The organism is Azospirillum sp. B510, from assembly GCF_000010725.1.
GTDB classification, from domain to species: Bacteria; Pseudomonadota; Alphaproteobacteria; order Azospirillales; family Azospirillaceae; genus Azospirillum; species Azospirillum lipoferum_B.
This window is the reverse complement of the sequence record NC_013860.1, coordinates 1-19,364: the sequence shown is the minus strand read 5'-3', so window position 1 is coordinate 19,364 and position 19,364 is coordinate 1. Positions and strand designations below refer to the sequence as shown.

The following is a 19,364-nucleotide window of genomic DNA, read 5'->3' as shown; positions in this document are numbered from 1 at the left end:
GCGATTGCCCTGCAAGGCGGACGGAAGGCACCGCTCATGCTCGTCCCATTCCGGTGGCGGCCAGGGTGGCGGCCTCCGGCGGCAACCCAGCCGCGTGGACGCTGGAAGCGGTGGGGCTCAGCATCCGGCCTTCCAGGCGGCCATACAGGATGTAATGCCGCATCGCCGCGTTCAGATCGCCGCCGGTGGCCGCCGCCACGTCGCCGTTCGCCGCCAGATAGGCCCCGGCATCGAAGGTGGTGCGCCGCCCCTCCGTCCGGCCGGTGCCCAGGTAATGCAGCTCGGCCCGACCGCTGTCGGCACCGAAGGCGGCGGCAAGGTCGGCGTTGGCCGCCAGATAGGCAAGCGGGTTGAAGGTGACGGTCCGCCCCTCGACCCTGCCGTTGGTGATGTAATGGATTTCGGCGCTCCTGCGGTCGGCGCCGAAGGCGGCGGCCAGATCGCCGTAGGAGGCGAGATAAGCCAGCGGGTCGAAGCTGACCGTCCGGCCCTCCGCCCGGCCATTGGCGATGTAGTGGGCCGCACCGGCACCGCCGTTGGCCCCGAAGACGTTGGCGAGATCGCCATAGGAAGCGATGTAGGCCAGCGGATCGAAGCTGACCGTCCGGCCTTCGCGCCGGCCGTTGGCGATATAGTGGGCCGCGCCGGCGTCGCCGTTGGCCCCGAAGGCGTTGGCAAGGTCGCCATAGGAGGCGATGTAGGCCAGCGGATCGAAGCTGACCGTCCGGCCCTCCGCCCGGCCGTTGGCGATGTAATGGGCGGCGCCGGCCGCGGCGTCGGTACCGAAGACGGCCGACAGGTCGGCATAGGAGGCGATATAGGCCAGCGGCGAGAATACCGGTTCCGGCATCGGGCCCGGACCGGCCGCCGGGGAGGAGGAGGCGCCTCCCGTTTCCGTGACAGGAGCCGGAATTCCCGGCACAGTCAGCGCTGCGGAGCCCATCCGCGACCAGTCGAGGTCATGGATCCCGAGAGCCGCCGCCACGCCGGTGCCCAGCCGGAAATCACCGGCCGCCGGGTTGGCGAACAGTCCGGACGATACCCTGTCGCCACCATTCAGCCCACGCGCGCCCTGCAGCAGATTGCCGGTGACGCTGTAGGAACCGGGAGTCCAGAACTCCCAGTAATCGACGCCAGTGGAGGAGGAGACGACGTTTCCGGTGACGCTGTTGTCGGCAAGCCGCCCGATGCTCCCGGCGCTCGGCACCCATTCCAGCCGGATGAAGCGTTCGCGCGGGTTGGACAGGACGGCGAAATTGTTGGTGACGCTGTTGGAATCGCCGCCATGGATGAAGACGCTGGCCCAGCCGGTGTTCTGGATGAAATTGTCCCGGACGGCGACGCCGTTGGCCATGTCGTCCAGATAGACGCCGAAGCTCTTCTGGCGGTCGAGCCAACCGGACCCGTCGGTCGCCAGCCCGCCGACGGCACGGATGTCGTTGCCGCGGATGACCGTGCGGGTGTCGAGGTTGGACCGGCCCAGCATCTCGATGGCGCCGCCGTCGGCGGTCTCGGTCATCGTGTTGTAGATCCGGTTGTATTCCACCACCGTGCCGGTGTTGACGGTGGCGCCGTCCCAGTTCTTGATCGAGATGCCGTAGCGCGGGCTGTTGCGGATATCGTTGCCGGAGATCAGCGTGCCGCTGGTGCCGTAGAGCTGGATGCCGGCGACATCCTTCAGCACCTCGCCGATATCGGAAATGCCGTTGGCGGCGATGCGGTTGCCGTTGCTGCCGTAGGTCACCTTGATGCCGCCGGCTCCCAGATGCTCCAGCCGGTTGGCCTCGATCACGTTGGACGACGAGCCGGTCAGCGTCATCGCCGTACCGACATTGACGAAGCGGTTGCCGGCGATGCTGTTGCCAGACGCATTGGTCAGCGTCAGGGCAGAGCCGTCCCAGCTGGTGTCGGCGAAGGTCAACCCCTGGAGGGTGACGCCGCTCGCCCCGTTGAGCGCCAGCAGCGTGTCGAGCCGCGCCACCACCGCGCCCTGGGCAAGCAGAGTGCCGGGATCCTGCGGCTTCACCACCAGCCGGCCGGTCTCGGCCTGCCAGGCGAATTCTCCGGCGTCGCGGATGAAGGCGTCGTCGTTCAGCAGGCGGTAGGTGCCACCGCTGCGCAGGGCGTATTTCACCCCTTGCGTGAAATTGATGGTCCGGCTGCCGGCATCGGCGGAGGCGACGCCGACGATGCTGTCGGACAGCCGTTCGGTGTCGAAGGTCTGGACCATCGTTCCTGGCTGGATCCCGGCGGCCAGCACCGCCGCCATCGCCCCGTCGCCGGCGCCAACGCGCAGGCTGGTCCTGCTGGCGCCGCCGGCCGCCGCCTCCAGCACCGACCAGCCGGATTTGGCGTCGCCGGCGGTCCAGTCGCCGGTCTGCGCCACCTTCTGCCGCACCCCGCCGATGGAGAGGTCGAGCCCCGTCGCGGACGTCGTCGCGGCATAGAGCCCGCCGCCGATGGCGGTGAAGCCGCCGACCCGCTCGCCGCCGCTGAACACCGGCGTCTCGCCCGGATAGGCCATGATGCGCACGCCGCTGTCGGCCCCGGTCAGCGTGACCGTGCGCGTCATGGCATAGCTGCCGCCGCGGACATAGGTGTCGCGGATGCCGGTCGCCCGCATCGCGCTCTGCGCGCGCTCCAGCGTGACGAACGGGCCGTCGGTGCCGTCGACATTGGGTGCCGCCAGACGCCCCGACCAGGAATCGTTGCCGTTGGTCGCGACGAAGAAAGCCTGCTGCGTGTCTGTCATTGCCGGATCGCCTTGCCGATACCGGACGATCAAACGACAAGAATACTTAATAAGGAGGTAGGCTCATCCTTCTGGATGGCCAATTTTGCGTGGGGAAGCGGTGTTCATTTCGTGACAAATGCTGATGAGTTGACAGTTTTCACTTGCATAATTCTTAAAGTTTCTCTGACAGACCCCCGCTCAACCGGCTTTCAGCGCAACTCCACCCGGCGCTCTTCCCGCAACACCGTCTCGTCGCCGTGGCGCAGCGTCACCGTCACCCGGTAGGGGCCGGGCGTCCAGGGGCCGGGAACCGGCTTCTTGACCTCGGCGGCGAGGAACAGCACGACGAGCGGACGCGGCACCGCGCCCTCGTTGCGGAACAGGCGGCGGCCATCGGGACCGGCCACCTCCAGCGTTACCCGGTCGCCCTGCCGCCCCCCCATCAGTTCCGCCCACACGCCGAGCATCGGCGTGTGGGCCGGCAGGGGTTGGCCGCCATAGCCGCCATCCCGGACCACCTCGGCCCTCGGCGCCTCGGGAGCCAGGCCGGCGCCGAGCAGCGCACTCGGCCGGTAGGCGAGCGTCCGGCGCGCCTCGGCGCTCCACAGCGTCCCGGAGGACGACACTGGGGCCTCACCCTGGCCGGCGGCGCAGGTCGGAGCCTCTCCGGCCCCGGCCTCCTTACCGGTGTAGGGGTCGAGAGTATGGTCGTCATGGCGGATGGTGAAATCGACATGGGGGAACTCGGTGTTGCCGGACAGTCCGACCTGGGCCAGCGGCGTGCCCGCCTCCACCCGGTCGCCCGGCCTGACCACGATGCTGCCGCGCTTCAGGTGGCTGTACTGGGTTTCCCAGCCATTGCCATGGTCGACCACCACCGCATTGCCGGCCTCCCGCCCGGCCGCCGCGCCGCCGCTCTGCCGGATGCTGACATCCTCCATGCCGTCGCGCACGCGGGCCACCGTGCCGGGTGCTGCGGCCACCACCGCCACCCCGCGCCGCATCGCCTCCAGATCGGTCAGCCGGAAATCGGTTCCCTTGTGCCCGTCATAGGTCAGCCGCCCGCAGGCGAAGTCCCGCATCCCCGGCCCCGGATCGGCATCGACATAATTCTGGACGAAACAGTCCGTCCCAATCCGGCAGCGCACCGGCAGTTCCAGCACCGGCGCACCGGCGGAAGAGGGGGCAGGAGCTTGGGCGACAGCGCCGGACGGCAGGAACGCCAGGACGGCGACTCCCCAGCGATACTGAACCGGCAGCTTCATCCAGACCCCTCGCACGGTACCGCTCCTTCTTGCCGACCATTCCCCAGCAGGTGGGGTGTCGGCGGGAAAGGGCCAGATCTCCATACCCTTATGCCTCCGTTCATGCGACGGCGCATAGGGATGGGGTCGGCCCCGTCGCCTTCCGGCCCGGCCGCTGGAATCCGGCCTATCGCCGTTATCACGGGGGCACTTGACCAATATGATCCGCTCCTGCTCGTCCGTAGTCGGACCGGGCCGCTTGCCCTGGTCACGTTCGGCCTGCCGGACCCAGCCCCGCAACGTCTCCGCCGTGCAGCCGATCTTCGCAGCGATCGAACTGATCGCCGCCCACTGCGACGCGTGTTCGCCTTCGTGGTCAAACACCATGCGAACCGCGCGTTCGCGCACTTCAGGGGCCTATTTGGGTGATGCTTGCTTCGTCTTGTCGACCCCAGTCTCTCAAGAAACGGGGCATCCAGCAAACCCGGTGCGGTTCAGAAGGCCGAACGTCCTTGAACACTCTTGCGCGTGCTCTGCGACGGTCCATCTTGAGCGCAGGCTTTTCCCAACGGCTTTTCCTGGACCGGACGCGGCGCTTGGGAGTAGGCATGCGGGGCATGCCGGACCGTCGGGACCGGCGCCGCCACCCTTTCGACGGACACGAGCCGCCTTGTCGCCAATCCCCCAGCTTCTGCGCCTTCTGCTCCTGCTGCTGACGCCCTTCTGGCTGTCGCTGGCGGTGGAAGGGCTGGGGCTGTACGGGTCGATGCCGTCGCTGATGTCCGGCTGGCGCCGCACCTCGGAAATAGACACCAGCATGGCGCAGCCGGCCGGCTGGCGGGAACGCGCCTATCTGGACGCCAACCCCGATGTCGCCGCCGCCGTCCGCAACAAGCAGATCTCCAGCGGCTACGCCCATTACGTCCAACAGGGCCGCGCCGAGGGCCGCCAGGGCGGCTTCAGGGACACGGTCAAGAGGCAGGCGGAGGTTCAGCCGGCGGCTCCCCAACCAACTGTAATCCAACCGACCGCGCCCCAGCCTGTCACGCCCGCAGTCGCGGCCCAGACGGCCCCAGCCCCGGCTCCCCTCCCGCTTGCCCCGCTCCCGGCGACGAAACCCGAACCGCAGGAGACCGCTCTTGCCCTGCGGACGGAAGGGGCGGTGGAACCCCCGCACCCCAGCGTGAAGCCGGCACCCGACACTCACGCCCGCCCGTCCGGGAGCAAGAGCGCGGCGAACCCGGCACTCCCGCGCCATGTGGAGCGCATCCGCACCGCAAATGGTGGGGACGGGCTGCGCGTCGTGCTCGATCTCGATCAGGATCCGCGCGTCGAAACGCCGGTGCGCCGCCCCGACGGTCGGCTGGAGGTGAAGCTTCCCGGTACGCTGTGGCAGGCACCGCCATCCGGCCGCCTGCCGGCGACGGCGCTCGGCTACCGGACGGAGCGGGACGGTGGCGGGACCCGCCTGCTGTTCAGCGACGAGGGGGGGGAGGCTGGTCCCGTGCGCCTGCTCGGCCTTTCCACCCTGCCTCCCGACAAGGAACGGGGACACCGACTGGTAATCGACATGGCACTGCCCTCCATGGCGAAGGCCAGCCGCGGCAAGGCCCGCTGACCTGGATGCGCCGACGTTCGGCAAAATCGATCTGAGAATAATGTGCTCCCATCAGCACTTACCACCCGTAAACCACTGTGATTACAGGAAAGTCGCACTTCAGAATAGAACCTACCGCGCGTACACGCAAAAAACACATAACTATACTTATGGTAAATAAAGAGGTGGGCTTCAGTCGGCGACAAAGTCCACCACAGCCTGGCCGCGGGAAAGATCGGTGACCAGACGGACGAAGCGGTCGGCATGATCACGGGGCAGCACGACCTGGATCTGGACACCGTCGGCGGTGAAGCCGACGGTCTCGGCCCGGCTGCCGGGAAAGGCGTTCAGGCCGGAGCGGAGGCGCGCCTCATCGGCGAAGCCGCAGACGACGGACAGGGTGGCGTAGGTGATGATGGGCTCGCGCGCCGCCGCCTTCAGGCAATTCGCCGCCGTGCCGCCATAGGCGCGCACCAGCCCGCCCGCCCCCAGCAGAATGCCGCCGAACCAGCGGCTGACCACCACCGCCACCCGGTCGAGGTCCTGGCCCTCGATGGCCTGCAGGATCGGGCGGCCGGCCGTCCCGCCCGGCTCGCCATCGTCGTTGAAGCGATAGACGTCGCCGACCCGCCAGGCCCAGCAATTGTGGCCGGCCTCCGGAATGCTGGCTTCGGCGATGAAGCGACGCGCCTCCTCCTCGCTGCCGGCCGGGGCGGCCTGGGCCAGGAAGCGGCTCTTCTTGATCTCCTGTTCGAACCGTTCGGTCCTGGTGAGGGTGAACATCGCCGCCTACAGCACGAAATCGAAGGCGGAGAAGCGGTAGTTGGCGATGTTGACCTGGATGCGGAAATCGGCCACCCCATTGCCGTTCACCTCACCCTCGATCAGTGTCACCGTACCGGAGGACTGGTAGCGCAGTTGACCGGCGGCACTGAAGCCGGCGGTGCCGATGAAGGTGAAGGCGTCGTTGTCGATGGTGCCGGCGATGGCATCGATCTCCGACAGGTCGATGCGGTCGCCCTCCGCCCCGGCGGTGGCATAGCTCGCCAGCCCCTTCAGCGCTTCCGCCGCCACGACGGCACCGTTGAAATTGATGATGATGTCCGGGGCGGCGAGGGTGGATTCGTTCAGGTTGCGGATCGAGAAGATGTCCGCTCCGACGCCGCCGTCCAGCAGGTCGGCGCCATAGCCGCCGATCAGCGTGTCGGTGCCGGCACCGCCCAGCAGCACATCCTCATAGCCGGTGACGGAGTCGTTGGGATTGACGGAGATCGCGTGGCTGCGGTCGGTATAGACATCGCCAAACAGGATGTCGTCGCCACTGCCGCCACGCAGCACGTCGCTGCCGATCCCGCCATAGAGCGTGTCGACGCCGGCGCCGCCGTCCAGCCAGTCGTTCCCCGGTCCGGAATCAAGCCAATCGTTGCCTTCTTCACCCAGCAAGGTGTCATTGCCGGCGACATCGATGATATCGCCACGCAGCAGGTCGTCCCCGGCGCCGCCGAACAGCAGGTCTCTGCCCGCCCCGCCCTCCAGCTGGTCGGCGCCGTCGCCGCCCAGCAGGACATCGTTGCCGGTATTGCCGAACAGCGTGTCGTTGCCGGCCAGCCCGCTGATGGTGTCATTGCCCGCCCCGCCGCCGATGGCGTCGCCCCGGAACGTGCCGATCAGATAATCATTGCCGGCACTTGCCGCCGCCGAAACGGTCAGCCCGGCCAATGATGGTTGGGAGAAGCCAACCAGTGAGCCGACCGGATGGATCCCGTCGGTGGCTTGCAGCAGCTCGATGCTGGTCAGCATATCGGTGCCGTCGGGACCGCTGATCAGCAGAGCGCCGCCGGAATCGATGGACAACGAATAGGAGGCGAGCGCGCCGGTCAGCACGAAGCTGTCGACGCCGGCCAACCCGTCCACCGCGTCGGAATCGGCGGTGCCGCTCAGCGTGTCGTTGCCGGTCGTGCCGGTCAGCACCACCGGCGCCCCCTGCGGCAGCGGAGCCGCCGCCAGGGACGGGACGGCGAGCCGCTCGGCTTGCCGTGGGGCGGGATGCGCCATCCGGCCCTCGCGCCGCCCGGCGATGATGTAATGGGCCTCGGCCGCCGCGGGATTGCCGCCGGTGGCCGCCGCCACGTCGGGGTTGGCGGCCAGATAAGCCGCCGCATCGAAGGTGATGCCGCGCCCCTCCGCGAGGCCGCTGGTGAGATAATGGCGGACAGCGGCCTTGCCGTCGGTCCCGAAGGCGGTGATCAGGTCGGGATAGGAGGCGATGTAGCCGAGCGCATCAAATCCGGTCGCCGTCCGCCCCTCGCGCAGACCGGATTGACCATAATGGATCAGCGCCGCCACGGGGTCGAGACCGTAGACCGCCAGCACATCCGGGTTGGAGGCGAGATAGCCATAGGGATCGAAACCGGCTGTCCGCCCCTCACGCGCACCGCTGACCAGATAGTGGTGAAGCGCGGCATTGGCATCGGCACCGACGACGCCGAGCAGGTCCGGATTGGCGCCCAGATAACCCAGCGCATCGAACCCGCCGAGGCTGCGGCCCTCGTTCCGGCCGCTCCAGGCGTAATGGGCGGCGGCCGCGACCACATTGTCGCCGAAGGCGACGGCAAGGTCACGGTTGGCCGCAAGATACCCCCGCGCGTCAAAAGCGAAGGCCACCAGGGCGGCGGTGCGGCCATCGATGGTGACCATCTCCACATCGGTCAGCACGTCCGCGCTACGACTCGACACCACGGCATAGCGCCGGCCGCCGCCGTCGAGCGCCACCACCACCGGCGTCTCCGCCCGGTGGCTGCCGTCCTGCAGGGCGTAGCGGCGCGGATCAGTGCCGTAGATGGCCCGGTCTATGCCGCCGCCGCCGTCGAAGCTACGCCCGCCGGGCACGCCCAGATAGACGCTGTCGTCGCCATCCGCCCCGACGAAGCCGTCGATCTGCTGGAAGGCGCGGGCGCCGAACCGGCCGAGCGTCCCGCCGGTCAGGGCGACATCCAGCCCCTCGATCCGATAGCGCAGGGCGCCATCGGCATCGCGGTCGGTCAATGCGGTGAAACGGATGTTGGACGCCGTCCCGCCACCGGTGGCGGCATAGTCGATCGTGGTGGCATGCGCCCGGCCGGCGACCTTGCGGGTGACGGTCTGGCTGCCCGGACCGGCGGCGATGGACAAGGCGTCGGGCAGGGTGGTGAAGGCGTCGGCGACGAAACCATTCGCCAGCCGGGCCTCATCCAGATCGAGGGTGAAGCCCTGCCCCGCCACCAGCCGTGCCATGCCCGCTCCTCTGCCCGTCTCCCTCGCGACGTCACTCCCGGTCCCGCCCGGTCAGAGCTGCGAACAGCCGGCTGAACGGGCCATGGGATGGAAGGAGGTCAGATGACCTGGAGATAGGCCGGGTCAAGCGCGCCGTGACGGAACGGGATCCAGTCCTTGTGATCGGCACGGTACTGCAGGCCGTAGGGGTTCTTGAAGAAGATCTTCTGCAAGGGCTGGCCGCCTTCGGCGCGGGTGCGCTCCAGATCGATCAGCGGCGAGGCGGCGAACACCTTCTCCCACAGCTCGGTGTTGTCCACCTCGCGACCGGCGTTCTTCACATAATCGCGCGCGGTGTCGCTGAGCTGCCAAGCCTCTTCGACCATCGCGTAATAGTCCACAGTACCCTCGGCCATGGCCTTCGAACTCCAACCAGCGTTGCACAGAGTTTCCGCTCACATAGCGCATTTCGAACGGCAAAGGAACCACCTGCGCGACCGTGCCGCTAGAGTGCGTCCGGCGGCCCAGCCGGCCCCGCTCCCAAGACGGTTGTCACGGACGGTCCGCCGCCGCTCCGTCGATGCCTCCCCCACGGGCCCCGGACGCCGATAGACCGCTGGACCTCGAGGCCAGCCGGCTTTTGCGCAGCGGGGAGGCCAGCTTTTCCCAGGACCGGGTGCGCAGCAGCTGGCCGGCCACCCCCAGCCCGACCGCCAGCAGGCCGGTCAGGCTGATCGCCGCCCCCACCGGTCCGCCGACCAGCAACCCGGCCAACCCGGCCGCCCCGGCCAGCAGCGCGCGCAGGCCGATGGTCAGCGCCACCCCCCCCGTTCCCGGCGCCACCCGCGGCAGCAGCAGCAGCAGCAGCCCGCAATCGACCGCGGTGCGTAGGCTCCAGGCCGCCGCGGCGCCGACCGCGCCATAGCGCTCCGCCAGCAGCCACAGCACCCCCAGATAGACCGGCAGTTCGACCAGTTGCAGCCGTGCCGTCACGTCGACGCGGCCGACGCTCTGGATCAGGGTGTTGGGCACATAGGCGGTGGCGTTGAAGAAGACGCCCAGCATCAGGATCGACAGCACCGACGCGCTGTTTGCGGCGAAGGCCGGCCCCAGCCACAGCTCCAGCGCCGTCTCGCCGCCGACGATGGTGGCGGCCTGCATCGCCAGGAATACCGCCAGCGTCAGGTGGCCGCCGGCGTCCAGGATGCGGCCCAGCGCCGGCGGATCACGCCGGAACAGGCTGGAGGCCAGCGGGAACAGCGCCAGCGACAGGGCGCCGGGGATCACCATCAGCCGCGACAGCAGCTCGAACGGGGTGGTGTAGAAGGCGACCATCGCCGCCGGAACGAGGCTGAGCAGGATGAAGCGGTCGGCATAGAGCATCGCCGGGCCGACCAGATTGTTCAGCATCATCCAGGCGCTCATGGTGAACAGCCCGCGCAGGGACGGATGGCCCCAGCGGCCGGGACGCAGCAGATCCGGCATCTGCCGTACCGCCAGCACGCCATAGCCGACCAACCCGATGAAGCGGCCGACGGCGATGGCGGCGATCACCGGCACCAGGCTCTGGCTGAAGGGCAGCACGCAGAGCGGACTGAGATAATTCAGCACCCCCACCGTCATTCGCACCAGGCTGATCGGACGGAAACGCTGGTGCGCCTCCAGCACGCCGCGCAGGCCGGCCGAGACCAGCGCGATCGGCACGATGGCCGCCGCCACCAGCAAGCTGCCCCGGATCTCCTCCGGCGAGGTGCCGGTCTCCAGTTGGAAGCGGTTGGCCAGCAGCCCGGCCCCCAGCGCCACCACCCCGCCGGTCAAGAGGCCGATGGCCCCCATCAGAGCGATGGCCGGCCCGGCGATTCCCGCCACACCGCCAGCCCCATTCCCCGCCGCCGGCTGTCCGCCATGACCGATCCGGTCGGCGACGACCTGGACCAGCGACCGCCCCAGCCCGAGATCGAGCACCCCCAGATAACCGAGCAAGGCCCAGATCAGGGTCAGCGCGCCGAAGCGCTCCATTCCGACGGCGGAGATCAGCCACGGAATCGACAGCAGGGCCGCCACCATGGGCAGCCCCTCGCCAAGCAGATTCCAAAGCGTGTTGCGAAGCAAATTCGGAGGTCCGTACGCGAAACACTGTGGGAACGGCGTTCGGGACGACCGGACCTCGGCCATACGGCTGTTCAGCCGTTCGGCCTGGGCCTATGCCCTCCTGACGACGCCATTGTTATCGGTCCATCCTCTCCAAAACGCTAACGGAATCGCTCAATCGAAATGGTCGTGACCCTGAACATACGCCGTCATGACCGGCAGGGCAGGCCGGTGCGCGGTCAGGAGAGGACCTGCTCCAACGCCGCGGCGACGCGCGCGACGTCGCCGTCGGCCATGGCCGGAAACAGGGGCAGCGACAGGGTCTGGGCGTAATGCCGCATGGCGCCGGGCAGGACGGCGTCAGACATGGCGAGATCGCCATAGCGGCGGCGCCAGTAGGGTTGGCGATGAACCGGGATGTAATGGACCTGGCTGCCGATGCCCAGGGCACGGAGCCCCGTCATCACCGCCGCGCGGGTCCGCCCCACAGCATCGAAGTCGATGCGCGCGGCGCACAGGTGCCAGGCCGGCCGGCACCAAGGTACCAGGGCCGGTGGCCGCAGCAGCGGGGCCAGCGGGACCAGTCGCTCGGCATAGAGCGCCATCAGCCGGGCACGGCGTTCGACGAAACGGTCGAGCCGTCCGAGCTGGCTCAGCACCAGGGCGGCATGGATATCGGACAACCGGTGATTAAATCCGGGCTCCGCCATCTCATAGTACCAGGGGTTTGGCCTCCCTTCCGCGTCGAGGGCGGCCTTGGGGTCGGCGAAGCCCTCCCCCGCCGGTGGATCGCGCACCATGCCATGGTTGCACAGGCGCCGGACCCGGGCCATCAGCGCCGGGTCGTTGCCGGTGACCGCCCCGCCCTCCCCGGCGGCGATGGTCTTGACCGGATGGAAGGAGAAGACGGTGAGCGAGCCCGCCTCCACCTCCGGCCAGCCGGCGCCGACCGGCCTCTCGCCGGCGGACAGATCGACCGTGCCGATGGCGTGGGCGGCATCCTCGACCAGCGCCAGCCTCTCCGCCCGGGCGAGCGCCGCCAGCCCGGCCATCGGCGCGGTCTGCCCGGCATAATGGACGGGGGCGAGCGCGCGGACGCGCCAGCCGGCATGGCGGGCGCGGGCGATGGCGGCCTCGGCCTCGGCCACGCCCATCAGGCCGCTGTCGGGATCGACGTCGGCGAAGGCGACCTCGGCCCCGGTGTGGCGGGCGGCCGAGGCGGTGGCGAGGAAGGTGTTGGACGGCACCACCACCGCATCGCCCGGCCCGATGCCGAGTGCGGTGTAGGCGAGCCGCAGCGCGGCGGTGGCGTTGGCGCAGGCCACCGCCCCGGCGGCCCCCACCCGGCCGGCGAGCGCCCGCTCGAAAGCGGCCACCGCCGGCCCCTGGGTCAGCCAGTCCCCGCGCAGCACCGCGGCCACCGCGGCGATGTCCTCCTCCTCCACGGATTGGCGGCCATAGGGAAGGAAGGACGGATCCGGCTGCCAGGCGGCCGCCATCAGGGCGCTTCCGTCAACAGGACGCGCAGCCGCTCGCCGTCCAGCCAGTCGTCATTGCCGTCGCTGGCATAGCGGAAGCCGTCGGCCACCGGGCGGGCGTTCAGCCGCTCGTAGGGCGCATGCTGCCAGAAGGTGAAGGCCGGCTCGATGACATAACGGTCGGCCAGCTCGTAGGTCTGGCGGGAATCATCCTCGGTGATCATCACCTCGTGCAGCTTCTCGCCCGGCCGGATGCCGACGATCTTCCGCGGCAGCTCCGGCGCCATGGCGTGGGCGAGGTCGGCGATGCGCATGCTGGGGATCTTCGGCACGAAGATCTCGCCGCCCTGCATCATGGCGAAGCAGGACAACACGAAATCGACACCATGCTGCAGCGTGATCCAGAAGCGGGTCATCCGTTCGTCGGTGACCGGCAGATGGTCCGCCCCCTCGGCGATCATCTTGCGGAACAGCGGCACCACGCTGCCGCGCGACCCCACGACATTGCCGTAGCGCACCACGGCGAAGCGGGTGTCGAGCGCGCCCGACAGGTTGTTGGCGGCGATGAAGATCTTGTCCGACGCCAGCTTGCTGGCGCCATAGAGGTTGATCGGGTTGGCCGCCTTGTCGGTCGACAGCGCGACGACACGCCGCACCCCGGCCGACAGCGCCGCCCGCACCACATTCTCCGCCCCGTAGACGTTGGTGTGGATGCACTCCATCGGATTGTATTCGGCGGCAGGCACATGCTTCAGCGCCGCGGCGTGGACGCAGAAATCAACCTCGCGCATCGCGAGGTTCAGCCGTTCACGGTCGCGCACGTCGCCGATGAAATAGCGCAGCGTCGGCGCCCACTCCGCCGGCATGCGCTGCTGCATCTCGTACTGCTTGAACTCGTCGCGCGAGAAGATGATGACCCGGCGCGGCTTGGCATGCCGCATCACCGTCTCGACGAAGCGGCGCCCGAAGGAACCCGTCCCCCCCGTCACCAGGATCGACCGGCCGTCCAGCATGCGCAGGCCAGCTTCCAGCCCGATACCGGCGTCCTTGTTCTGTCGGTCCGCGTCCGCCGAGATCGCTGCTGCGGGCTTGCCCGCCTTGCTGGAGTGTATGGTCACCGCCGGTTCCGTCCGTTGAAGCCGCATCGTTCGAAACCGCCGGGCCGCCGCGTGATCCAGGGGACCCTTGCCGGAATCGCCATGCATCCCGACCGTAACCGGCGCTTTCTGACGATCGGGTTAATTCAGGACGATGCCCGGTGCAAGGCCCGTCAGGCCGGACGAGTCTCGGGACATGCCGGGGCGGGCGGCAGCCGTCCGTCCCGCACATCCTCAAGCAGGCGGAGCTGCGCCGGCAGGCAGACGGTGGCAAGGTCGAAGCGCTCCACCACCGTCCGCCGGGCGGCGGCCGACAGGGCGGCGCGCAGGTCCGGATCGTCCAGCGCCGTTTCCACCCGGTCGGCGAGCGCCATCGGATCGAAGAAGCCCGTCAGCAGACCGTTCACCCCGTCCGCGATCACCTCGGCGACCGGCGGCGTGTCGGAGCCGACGATGACGGCGCCGCAAGCCATCGCCTCAAGCATCGACCAGGACAGGACGAAGGGGAAGGTCAGGTAGACGTGAGCGCGCGAGACGCGCAGGACCGACAGGTAGCGGTCATAAGGCAGCTTGCCCAGCACATGCAGCCGCGCCGCTTCCGGCTTGGGCGCGCCGGTGGCGTCCAGCATCGTCTCCCGCCACATTTTCTCGCGCCAAGTGCCGCCGCCCTCGGGCGGCGCGCCGTAGCTGATCTCGTCGCCGCCCACCATCAGGATGTGCAGGTTGGGCCGGCGCCGCAGCAGTTCCGCCGCTGCCCGCATGATGGTGGGAAAGCCGCGGTAGGGCTCCAGGTTGCGGGCGACATAGGTCACCACCTCGTCCTCGCGTGACAGGCTGCGGCCGTCGGGCAGGGTGACGATGGCGGCCGGATCCGGCCGGCAGACCGCGGTGTCGACCCCGTCATGGATCACCGAGAGGCGCGGACGGAAGACGTCGGGATGCTGGTGCCGCTGCCACTCCGTCGGGCTGACGCCCCAGTCCATCGCCTCCAGCCCGGCCAGCAGGGCCGAGTTCTTGGCGCGGATGCGGCAGCGCGTTTCCAGCGTCACCGGCCGGTCCGGATCGAAACCGACGTCCGACCCGTCGGCCCGGTAGAAGAACTCGCAATAGAGCAGCAGGCGGGCGTCCGGGAACAAGTCCTTCAGGAACAGCGCCTCGCCCCAGCCGGGATGGGCGCAGATCACGTCGGGGGTGAAGCCCTCCTTCCGCAGGGCCAGCCCGGCGCGGACGGCCCCCTGCCCGTGCAGGATCTGCCCCTCGAACATGCGGATATAGGGGTGGGTCGCCTCCCCCGGCTCGCGCGTCGGACGGTAGAGCGCCATCTGCGTGCCCCCCGGCAGCTCGCGCCGGACCTTGCCGATGAAGGCGACCTGATGGGCCGGATCCGCCGCGAAATGGCGGACGAGATGCTTGTACTGGCCAGGAGTGTTCTGGTGGACGAACAGGATCCGCATGGAAGGACGATGCCTGGAAGACGGAGAATGGGGCGACAGCCTGCGGGCATCCGGCGCCGCTGTCGATGGGGAAGAGAGGGGGAACCGGCGCCCCCGGAAGGATGGATTCCGCTGATGCCGCCTTGCGCCTATAAGGAGGCGGTCCGCCGGCAGCGCCCGGCCAATCGCGCGACGGAGCGCCGACGCCCCTTGCCTGTTTCCAACAAAGCCCTCGTGGCCGAGCCCCTTCTCTCCGGTCGGCCCCTGCCCTCCTCGCCCTGGCGCTTCCTGTGGATGTTCGTGCGCAACGGCTTCCTCGGTCGCGCCATCCTGCTCAACCTCGCCGCCGCTGGTGGAATCGGGCTGATGGGGTTGGAACCGGTGGCGATGCGCGGGCTGGTCGATTCGCTTGCGGGACTGTCTGGAAATCCACCAAACGGCTCGCCAGCCTGGACGGCGGAGGTGATGCGCTGGTTCCTGCTGCTGGGTGGGCTATGGATCGCGTCGGCGCTGTTCAACCGCCTGCGCGAGCTGGTCGATCTCCATACCTCGCCGGCCTTGCGCCACGCCATCCAGGTCCGGCTGTTCGACCATCTGATCGATCATTCGCCGCGCTACTTCCAGGATAATTTCGCCGGCAACCTGGGTCAGAAGGTCAAGCAGGCCGGGCAGAGCGCCATCCAGATCCTGGAAATCCTGACCAACGACATCATCCGCATCGTCGTCGTCCTCGCCATCGGCCTGACCCTGCTGGCCTCGGCCCAGACGCTGTTCGCCGGCCTGCTGGTCGGCTGGACCGCGGCGCATCTGACCCTGTCGGCCCTGTTGGCGCGGCGCTGCCTGCGGCTGTCGCACGCCTTCTCCGAGGAGGTGTCGTCGACCACTGGCCGCATGGTCGACATCATCGCCAATGCCGAACTGGTGCGCGCCTTCGCCCGCCGCCGGCAGGAGCTGGCCAGGTTGTCCGACGCCCTGACCGGCGAGATCGCCCGTTCCAAGGAACTGCGCTGGTTCCTGACCAAGATGTGGTTCTGGCTGTTCAACGCCCTGCTGGTCTTCCAGATCACCCTGATCGGCATCGCCGTGTCGGAGGCGATGGCCGGGCGGATGAGCGTGGGCGATTTCGCCATGGTCTTTTCGCTTGCCAGCATCGTCGGCACCAATGTCTGGGGCCTGTCGACCCGCATGCTCGGCTTCTTCGAACAGCTGGGCGTCCTGTCGGGAGCGTTGGAGCTGATCGTCCGCCCGCACGAGATCCCGGATCCGCCTGGCCGTCCCGAGCTGGCGGTCAGCGACGGCGCCATCCGTTTCGAGGACATCCGCTTCGCCCATCCCGGAAACGGGGCGGTGTTCGACGGCCTGTCGCTCACCATCCGGCCGGGGGAGCGGGTGGCGCTGGTCGGTCCGTCGGGAGCGGGCAAGAGCACCATGGTCCGGCTGCTGCGCCGCCAGTTCCCCGTGCAGGGCGGGCGTATCCTGATCGATGGGCAGGACATCGCCACGGTCAGCCTCGCCTCGCTCAACCGTGCGGTGGCCGAGGTGCCGCAGCTGCCGAGCCTGTTCCACCGCTCCATCCGTGACAACATCGCCTATGGCAGCGAGGGGGCGACGGACGAGGCGATCCGGGCGACAGCCATCCGCGCCCATTGCGACCGTTTCATCGATGGCCGTGCCGGCGGTTATGGCACCGTGGTGGGTGAGCGTGGCATCCAGCTGTCGGGCGGTGAACGCCAGCGGGTCGCCATCGCCCGCGCCTTCCTGAAGAATGCGCCGATCCTGGTGTTGGACGAGGCGACCTCCTCCCTCGATTCCGAGACGGAGCATCTGATCCAGGACGCGCTGCTCGGCCTGTTCGAGGGGCGCACCGTGATCGCCATCGCCCACCGGCTCTCCACCGTCACCGGGATGGACCGCATCCTCTATCTGGAGAAGGGGCGGATCCTGGAGCAGGGTGACCACGCCACCCTGTTGCGCCGCGACGGCCCTTATGCCCGGTTGTGGCACCGTCAGGTCGGCGGCTTCCTGCCGGATGATGCGGCCTCTGCGGCCGGCAGCGAAGCCACCGACAGGGAAAAACTGTGAGGGGCCGGATCCGCCCGGCACTGTCGCTCGCCATCTGCCTGCTCAGCATGGAGGCCGCCGCTCTGTCGCCCCTGCCCTTCTTCCAGCGGATCGAGCGCGTCGGCCTGCTTTGCGCGGTGGACGCCGATGCCGCCCTTGGTGCCAGTCCCGACGCCGCCGACCTTGGAGAGGATACTCTTTGTGGCCGGGCTGCCGCACTGTTGTCGGAGGTGCTGGTCTCCGGTCCGCCGGTCACGACGCTTGCCCCCAATGACGCCCGTATCGCCGACCCCGGCACCCTGCTGGTATTGCTTCACGCCACCTTGCGGCCGGAAGGCGACCGCCGTCTTCTGGCGCTCGCGGCGACCCTTCAGCGCGCCGGCTCAGCCGGTGATGCGCCTTTCTTCATGACGCCGCCTCAGGCGCTTGCCATGTCGGGCAAGCTGGATGAGAGCTCTTTGAATTCCATGCTTGAGCGTTTGTTCAGTCCGTTGGCACGAGCGCTGCGTTCCAGCCCTTGAGCGGGCAAGTGAGCGAACAAATTTGGAGTCTTGTCGCAGGGGGCATGAACGCGGCAGCGAGAGCCAGAACATCAGAAAACCTTGATTCGCGCAGAGGTGGAATCCATCCACGCCAAGCGTTTGGACCGCCAGCCTGGATCCCATCATTTGCGGGAACAGGTTTGATACAGGCTGCGTCTTCACCGGCAAAGCTGTGCGAACTTGCGCTCCGGGATCGGCGGCGGTGAGGGGTGCAGCATCAGCCCCTGCTCCTCCACATCGACCCGCGCATCGGGATAGACCGCAAGGGCCAGTTGAAGCGCCTCGATGAACCGTTTCCTGAAATCGCGCAGGCGGCTGTAGCCCGCGCCGAACTGTTCGAACACCGCCGGCCAGGTGATCGGTGTGGAACGGTTCAGGCTGTGCAACCGGTAGGCCAGCCAGATATAGATGTCGATGCTGGTGCTGTTGTTCTGGATGTGGCGCAGCGCCGGTTCCCAGATTGGCACCGGATGAGCCTTCAATTCGCGGAAGAAGGCTTCTGACAGCAGGACGCGGTCCTCCCACAGCGAGCCCTGGCCTGGTTCCGCCCCGGCATTGGCCGAGAAATGGATACCGCCCTTGACGATCGACCCCTTTTCAAACCCGATGCTGTGGGCATCCTCCCAGGCGAAGGTCAGGTTACAGGCGGCGATGCGGGAAGCCTGTTCGCGGATGTCGCGGTAAGTCTGACCGCCCACCGACAGGCCCATCCGGTCGAGCCACTCATGCATGCTGCGGCCCAGCTCGACCTCGCGGCTGTCGGTCTGAATCGCCCGTGTTTGCAGATACAGAAGGATCATCCGCGCGCGGCTGCCATACGGAACACCGTATAGTTTAAAGCCACCGTTGCGGATTGGCAGTCGTCCCGGTTCGATCAGTAAACGGATCTTATGTCCGCGCCGTTCCCACGGCTGGTCGTCGGGAAGACGACGATGTGGAAGAGCGGTTAGCGCAAAGCCTGAATAGGTGATGCCAAGCTCTTGCCGTTCCTCTTCGAGGACGGCGGCGGCGACGTCGACTAGCGAACGCTGATCCGGATCGGTCTGGAGCGCCTTCGCCTGGTCACGTCCAAGCTGGGTGATCAGGGTGTGTATCTGTCCCATAGCGAGCTGACCTTGGCACGACTTTGCGGTGAACGCTATATCACGGCCGGTTAGTCCCAGCAATTTGGAGTCTTGTCGCCCAAACTATTTGTACGGTTATTTGATTCAGTTAATAGTTTGCGCGACAAGACTCCAGTAGAGAATCGCGAGTCGCGCGACAAAACTCCAGAACTCCCGCGACAAGACTCCAGCGGATAGTCCCGATTGCCTGTGGATTTTTCCGTCGACGCGACAAGACTCCAGGTGGGACATTTCGATTCGGCGCCGAATCGCTTCCGATTCGTTGATTTCCGAGTCGCAGAGGCGAGTCGGTGATGGTTCGTGGCTGATTTACGTTTCGACACCCCTCCTCCCCGGCCGGGCATTTGGAGTTCTGTCGCGCCCCGCCCGCTCCAGGCGTTTCCGAACCCGTCCCGCCATCCGTAACCAGCCCGTTGTCCTTCCTGGATCCGGGGGCTGGCGAGTCGTTCCGAGGGGGGGCGCGACAAGACTCCAACCCCGGCTCCGGCCATTCCTTGTCGGGAGGTGGTGGGATGGAGGGGTTGGAGTCTTGTCTCGCCCCCCTCCCGTAAGGGGCGCTCCTCTCGGATGGGTCTCGGAGGGGGGCTTGTGAAGCGTGGAAAGCGCAGTCTATAACCAACCGCGACGGCGCCGGCCCTTGGTTTTGACCTTCGGGGTTCCGGTGTCCGACCATTTGCTCACCCACTTGCTCACACAACAGATGGCGGCAGG

13 protein-coding genes and 1 pseudogene are annotated in these 19,364 nt (G+C 68.0%); 3 read left to right on the top strand and 11 right to left on the bottom strand.

Translation table 11 applies throughout. The annotated features are described in order from the left end of the window. Positions 1-34: 34 nt before the first annotated feature. The 3 genes and pseudogenes from AZL_RS32315 to AZL_RS36080 all read right to left on the bottom strand — a co-directional run. A complete protein-coding gene (locus AZL_RS32315) occupies positions 35-2,752 on the bottom strand; it encodes a right-handed parallel beta-helix repeat-containing protein (protein WP_012978563.1) in 2,718 nt (905 codons plus the stop codon). A 191-nt stretch (positions 2,753-2,943) separates the two neighbouring features. Beyond that, complete coding sequence (locus tag AZL_RS32310; protein WP_042446936.1) at positions 2,944-3,999, bottom strand: M23 family metallopeptidase; 1,056 nt, start codon at positions 3,997-3,999, stop codon at positions 2,944-2,946. A gap of 201 nt (positions 4,000-4,200) precedes the next feature. Next, positions 4,201-4,365 (bottom strand): annotated as a pseudogene (locus AZL_RS36080) (IS3 family transposase); the annotation flags it as partial. Positions 4,366-4,648: 283 nt separating this feature from the next. On the opposite strand from AZL_RS36080, the gene AZL_RS32305 reads away from it, so the two are divergent. Then, entirely contained in the window at positions 4,649-5,596 is a 948-nt protein-coding gene (locus AZL_RS32305; RefSeq protein WP_042446934.1) for a hypothetical protein, read from the top strand. Positions 5,597-5,767: 171 nt separating this feature from the next. Here the strand turns inward: AZL_RS32305 and AZL_RS32300 are convergent, their stop codons facing one another. From AZL_RS32300 to AZL_RS32270, 7 genes are all read right to left on the bottom strand, one after another. After that, on the bottom strand, positions 5,768-6,358 hold the full coding sequence (locus AZL_RS32300) for an IMPACT family protein (protein WP_012978560.1): 591 nt from the start codon (positions 6,356-6,358) through the stop codon (positions 5,768-5,770). 6 nt (positions 6,359-6,364) lie between these two features. Next, positions 6,365-8,848, bottom strand: coding sequence for a calcium-binding protein (locus AZL_RS32295; RefSeq protein ID WP_012978559.1), 2,484 nt, complete (start codon positions 8,846-8,848; stop codon positions 6,365-6,367). 98 nt (positions 8,849-8,946) lie between these two features. After that, positions 8,947-9,243 (bottom strand): hypothetical protein, encoded by a 297-nt coding sequence (locus AZL_RS32290; RefSeq protein ID WP_012978558.1) that lies wholly within the window; start codon positions 9,241-9,243, stop codon positions 8,947-8,949. 136 nt (positions 9,244-9,379) lie between these two features. Next, positions 9,380-10,939, bottom strand: a complete 1,560-nt coding sequence (locus tag AZL_RS32285) for a flippase (protein WP_158306031.1) — start codon at positions 10,937-10,939, stop codon at positions 9,380-9,382. 218 nt (positions 10,940-11,157) lie between these two features. Next, the gene (locus AZL_RS32280) at positions 11,158-12,417 is read right to left on the bottom strand and encodes an aminotransferase class I/II-fold pyridoxal phosphate-dependent enzyme (protein WP_012978556.1); all 1,260 of its coding nucleotides are present in this window, start codon (positions 12,415-12,417) and stop codon (positions 11,158-11,160) included. Continuing rightward, positions 12,417-13,409, bottom strand: a complete 993-nt coding sequence (gene pseB / locus AZL_RS32275; RefSeq protein WP_042447047.1) for a UDP-N-acetylglucosamine 4,6-dehydratase (inverting) — start codon at positions 13,407-13,409, stop codon at positions 12,417-12,419. The genes AZL_RS32280 and pseB overlap by 1 nt, the downstream gene beginning before the upstream one ends. A 257-nt stretch (positions 13,410-13,666) precedes the next feature. Then, positions 13,667-14,947, bottom strand: a complete 1,281-nt coding sequence (locus AZL_RS32270; RefSeq protein WP_012978554.1) for a glycosyltransferase family 4 protein — start codon at positions 14,945-14,947, stop codon at positions 13,667-13,669. Positions 14,948-15,160: 213 nt separating this feature from the next. Between AZL_RS32270 and AZL_RS32265 the strand changes: the two genes are divergently transcribed. Both AZL_RS32265 and AZL_RS32260 read left to right on the top strand, forming a co-directional pair. Further along, the gene (locus AZL_RS32265) at positions 15,161-17,008 is read left to right on the top strand and encodes an ABC transporter ATP-binding protein (protein ID WP_042447044.1); all 1,848 of its coding nucleotides are present in this window, start codon (positions 15,161-15,163) and stop codon (positions 17,006-17,008) included. Further along, the gene (locus AZL_RS32260) at positions 17,005-17,508 is read left to right on the top strand and encodes a hypothetical protein (RefSeq protein ID WP_012978552.1); all 504 of its coding nucleotides are present in this window, start codon (positions 17,005-17,007) and stop codon (positions 17,506-17,508) included. The genes AZL_RS32265 and AZL_RS32260 overlap by 4 nt, the downstream gene beginning before the upstream one ends. 179 nt (positions 17,509-17,687) lie before the next feature. On the opposite strand, the gene AZL_RS32255 is transcribed toward AZL_RS32260, so the two are convergent. After that, positions 17,688-18,632, bottom strand: a complete 945-nt coding sequence (locus AZL_RS32255; RefSeq protein ID WP_012978551.1) for a replication protein RepA — start codon at positions 18,630-18,632, stop codon at positions 17,688-17,690. Positions 18,633-19,364: the final 732 nt, after the last annotated feature.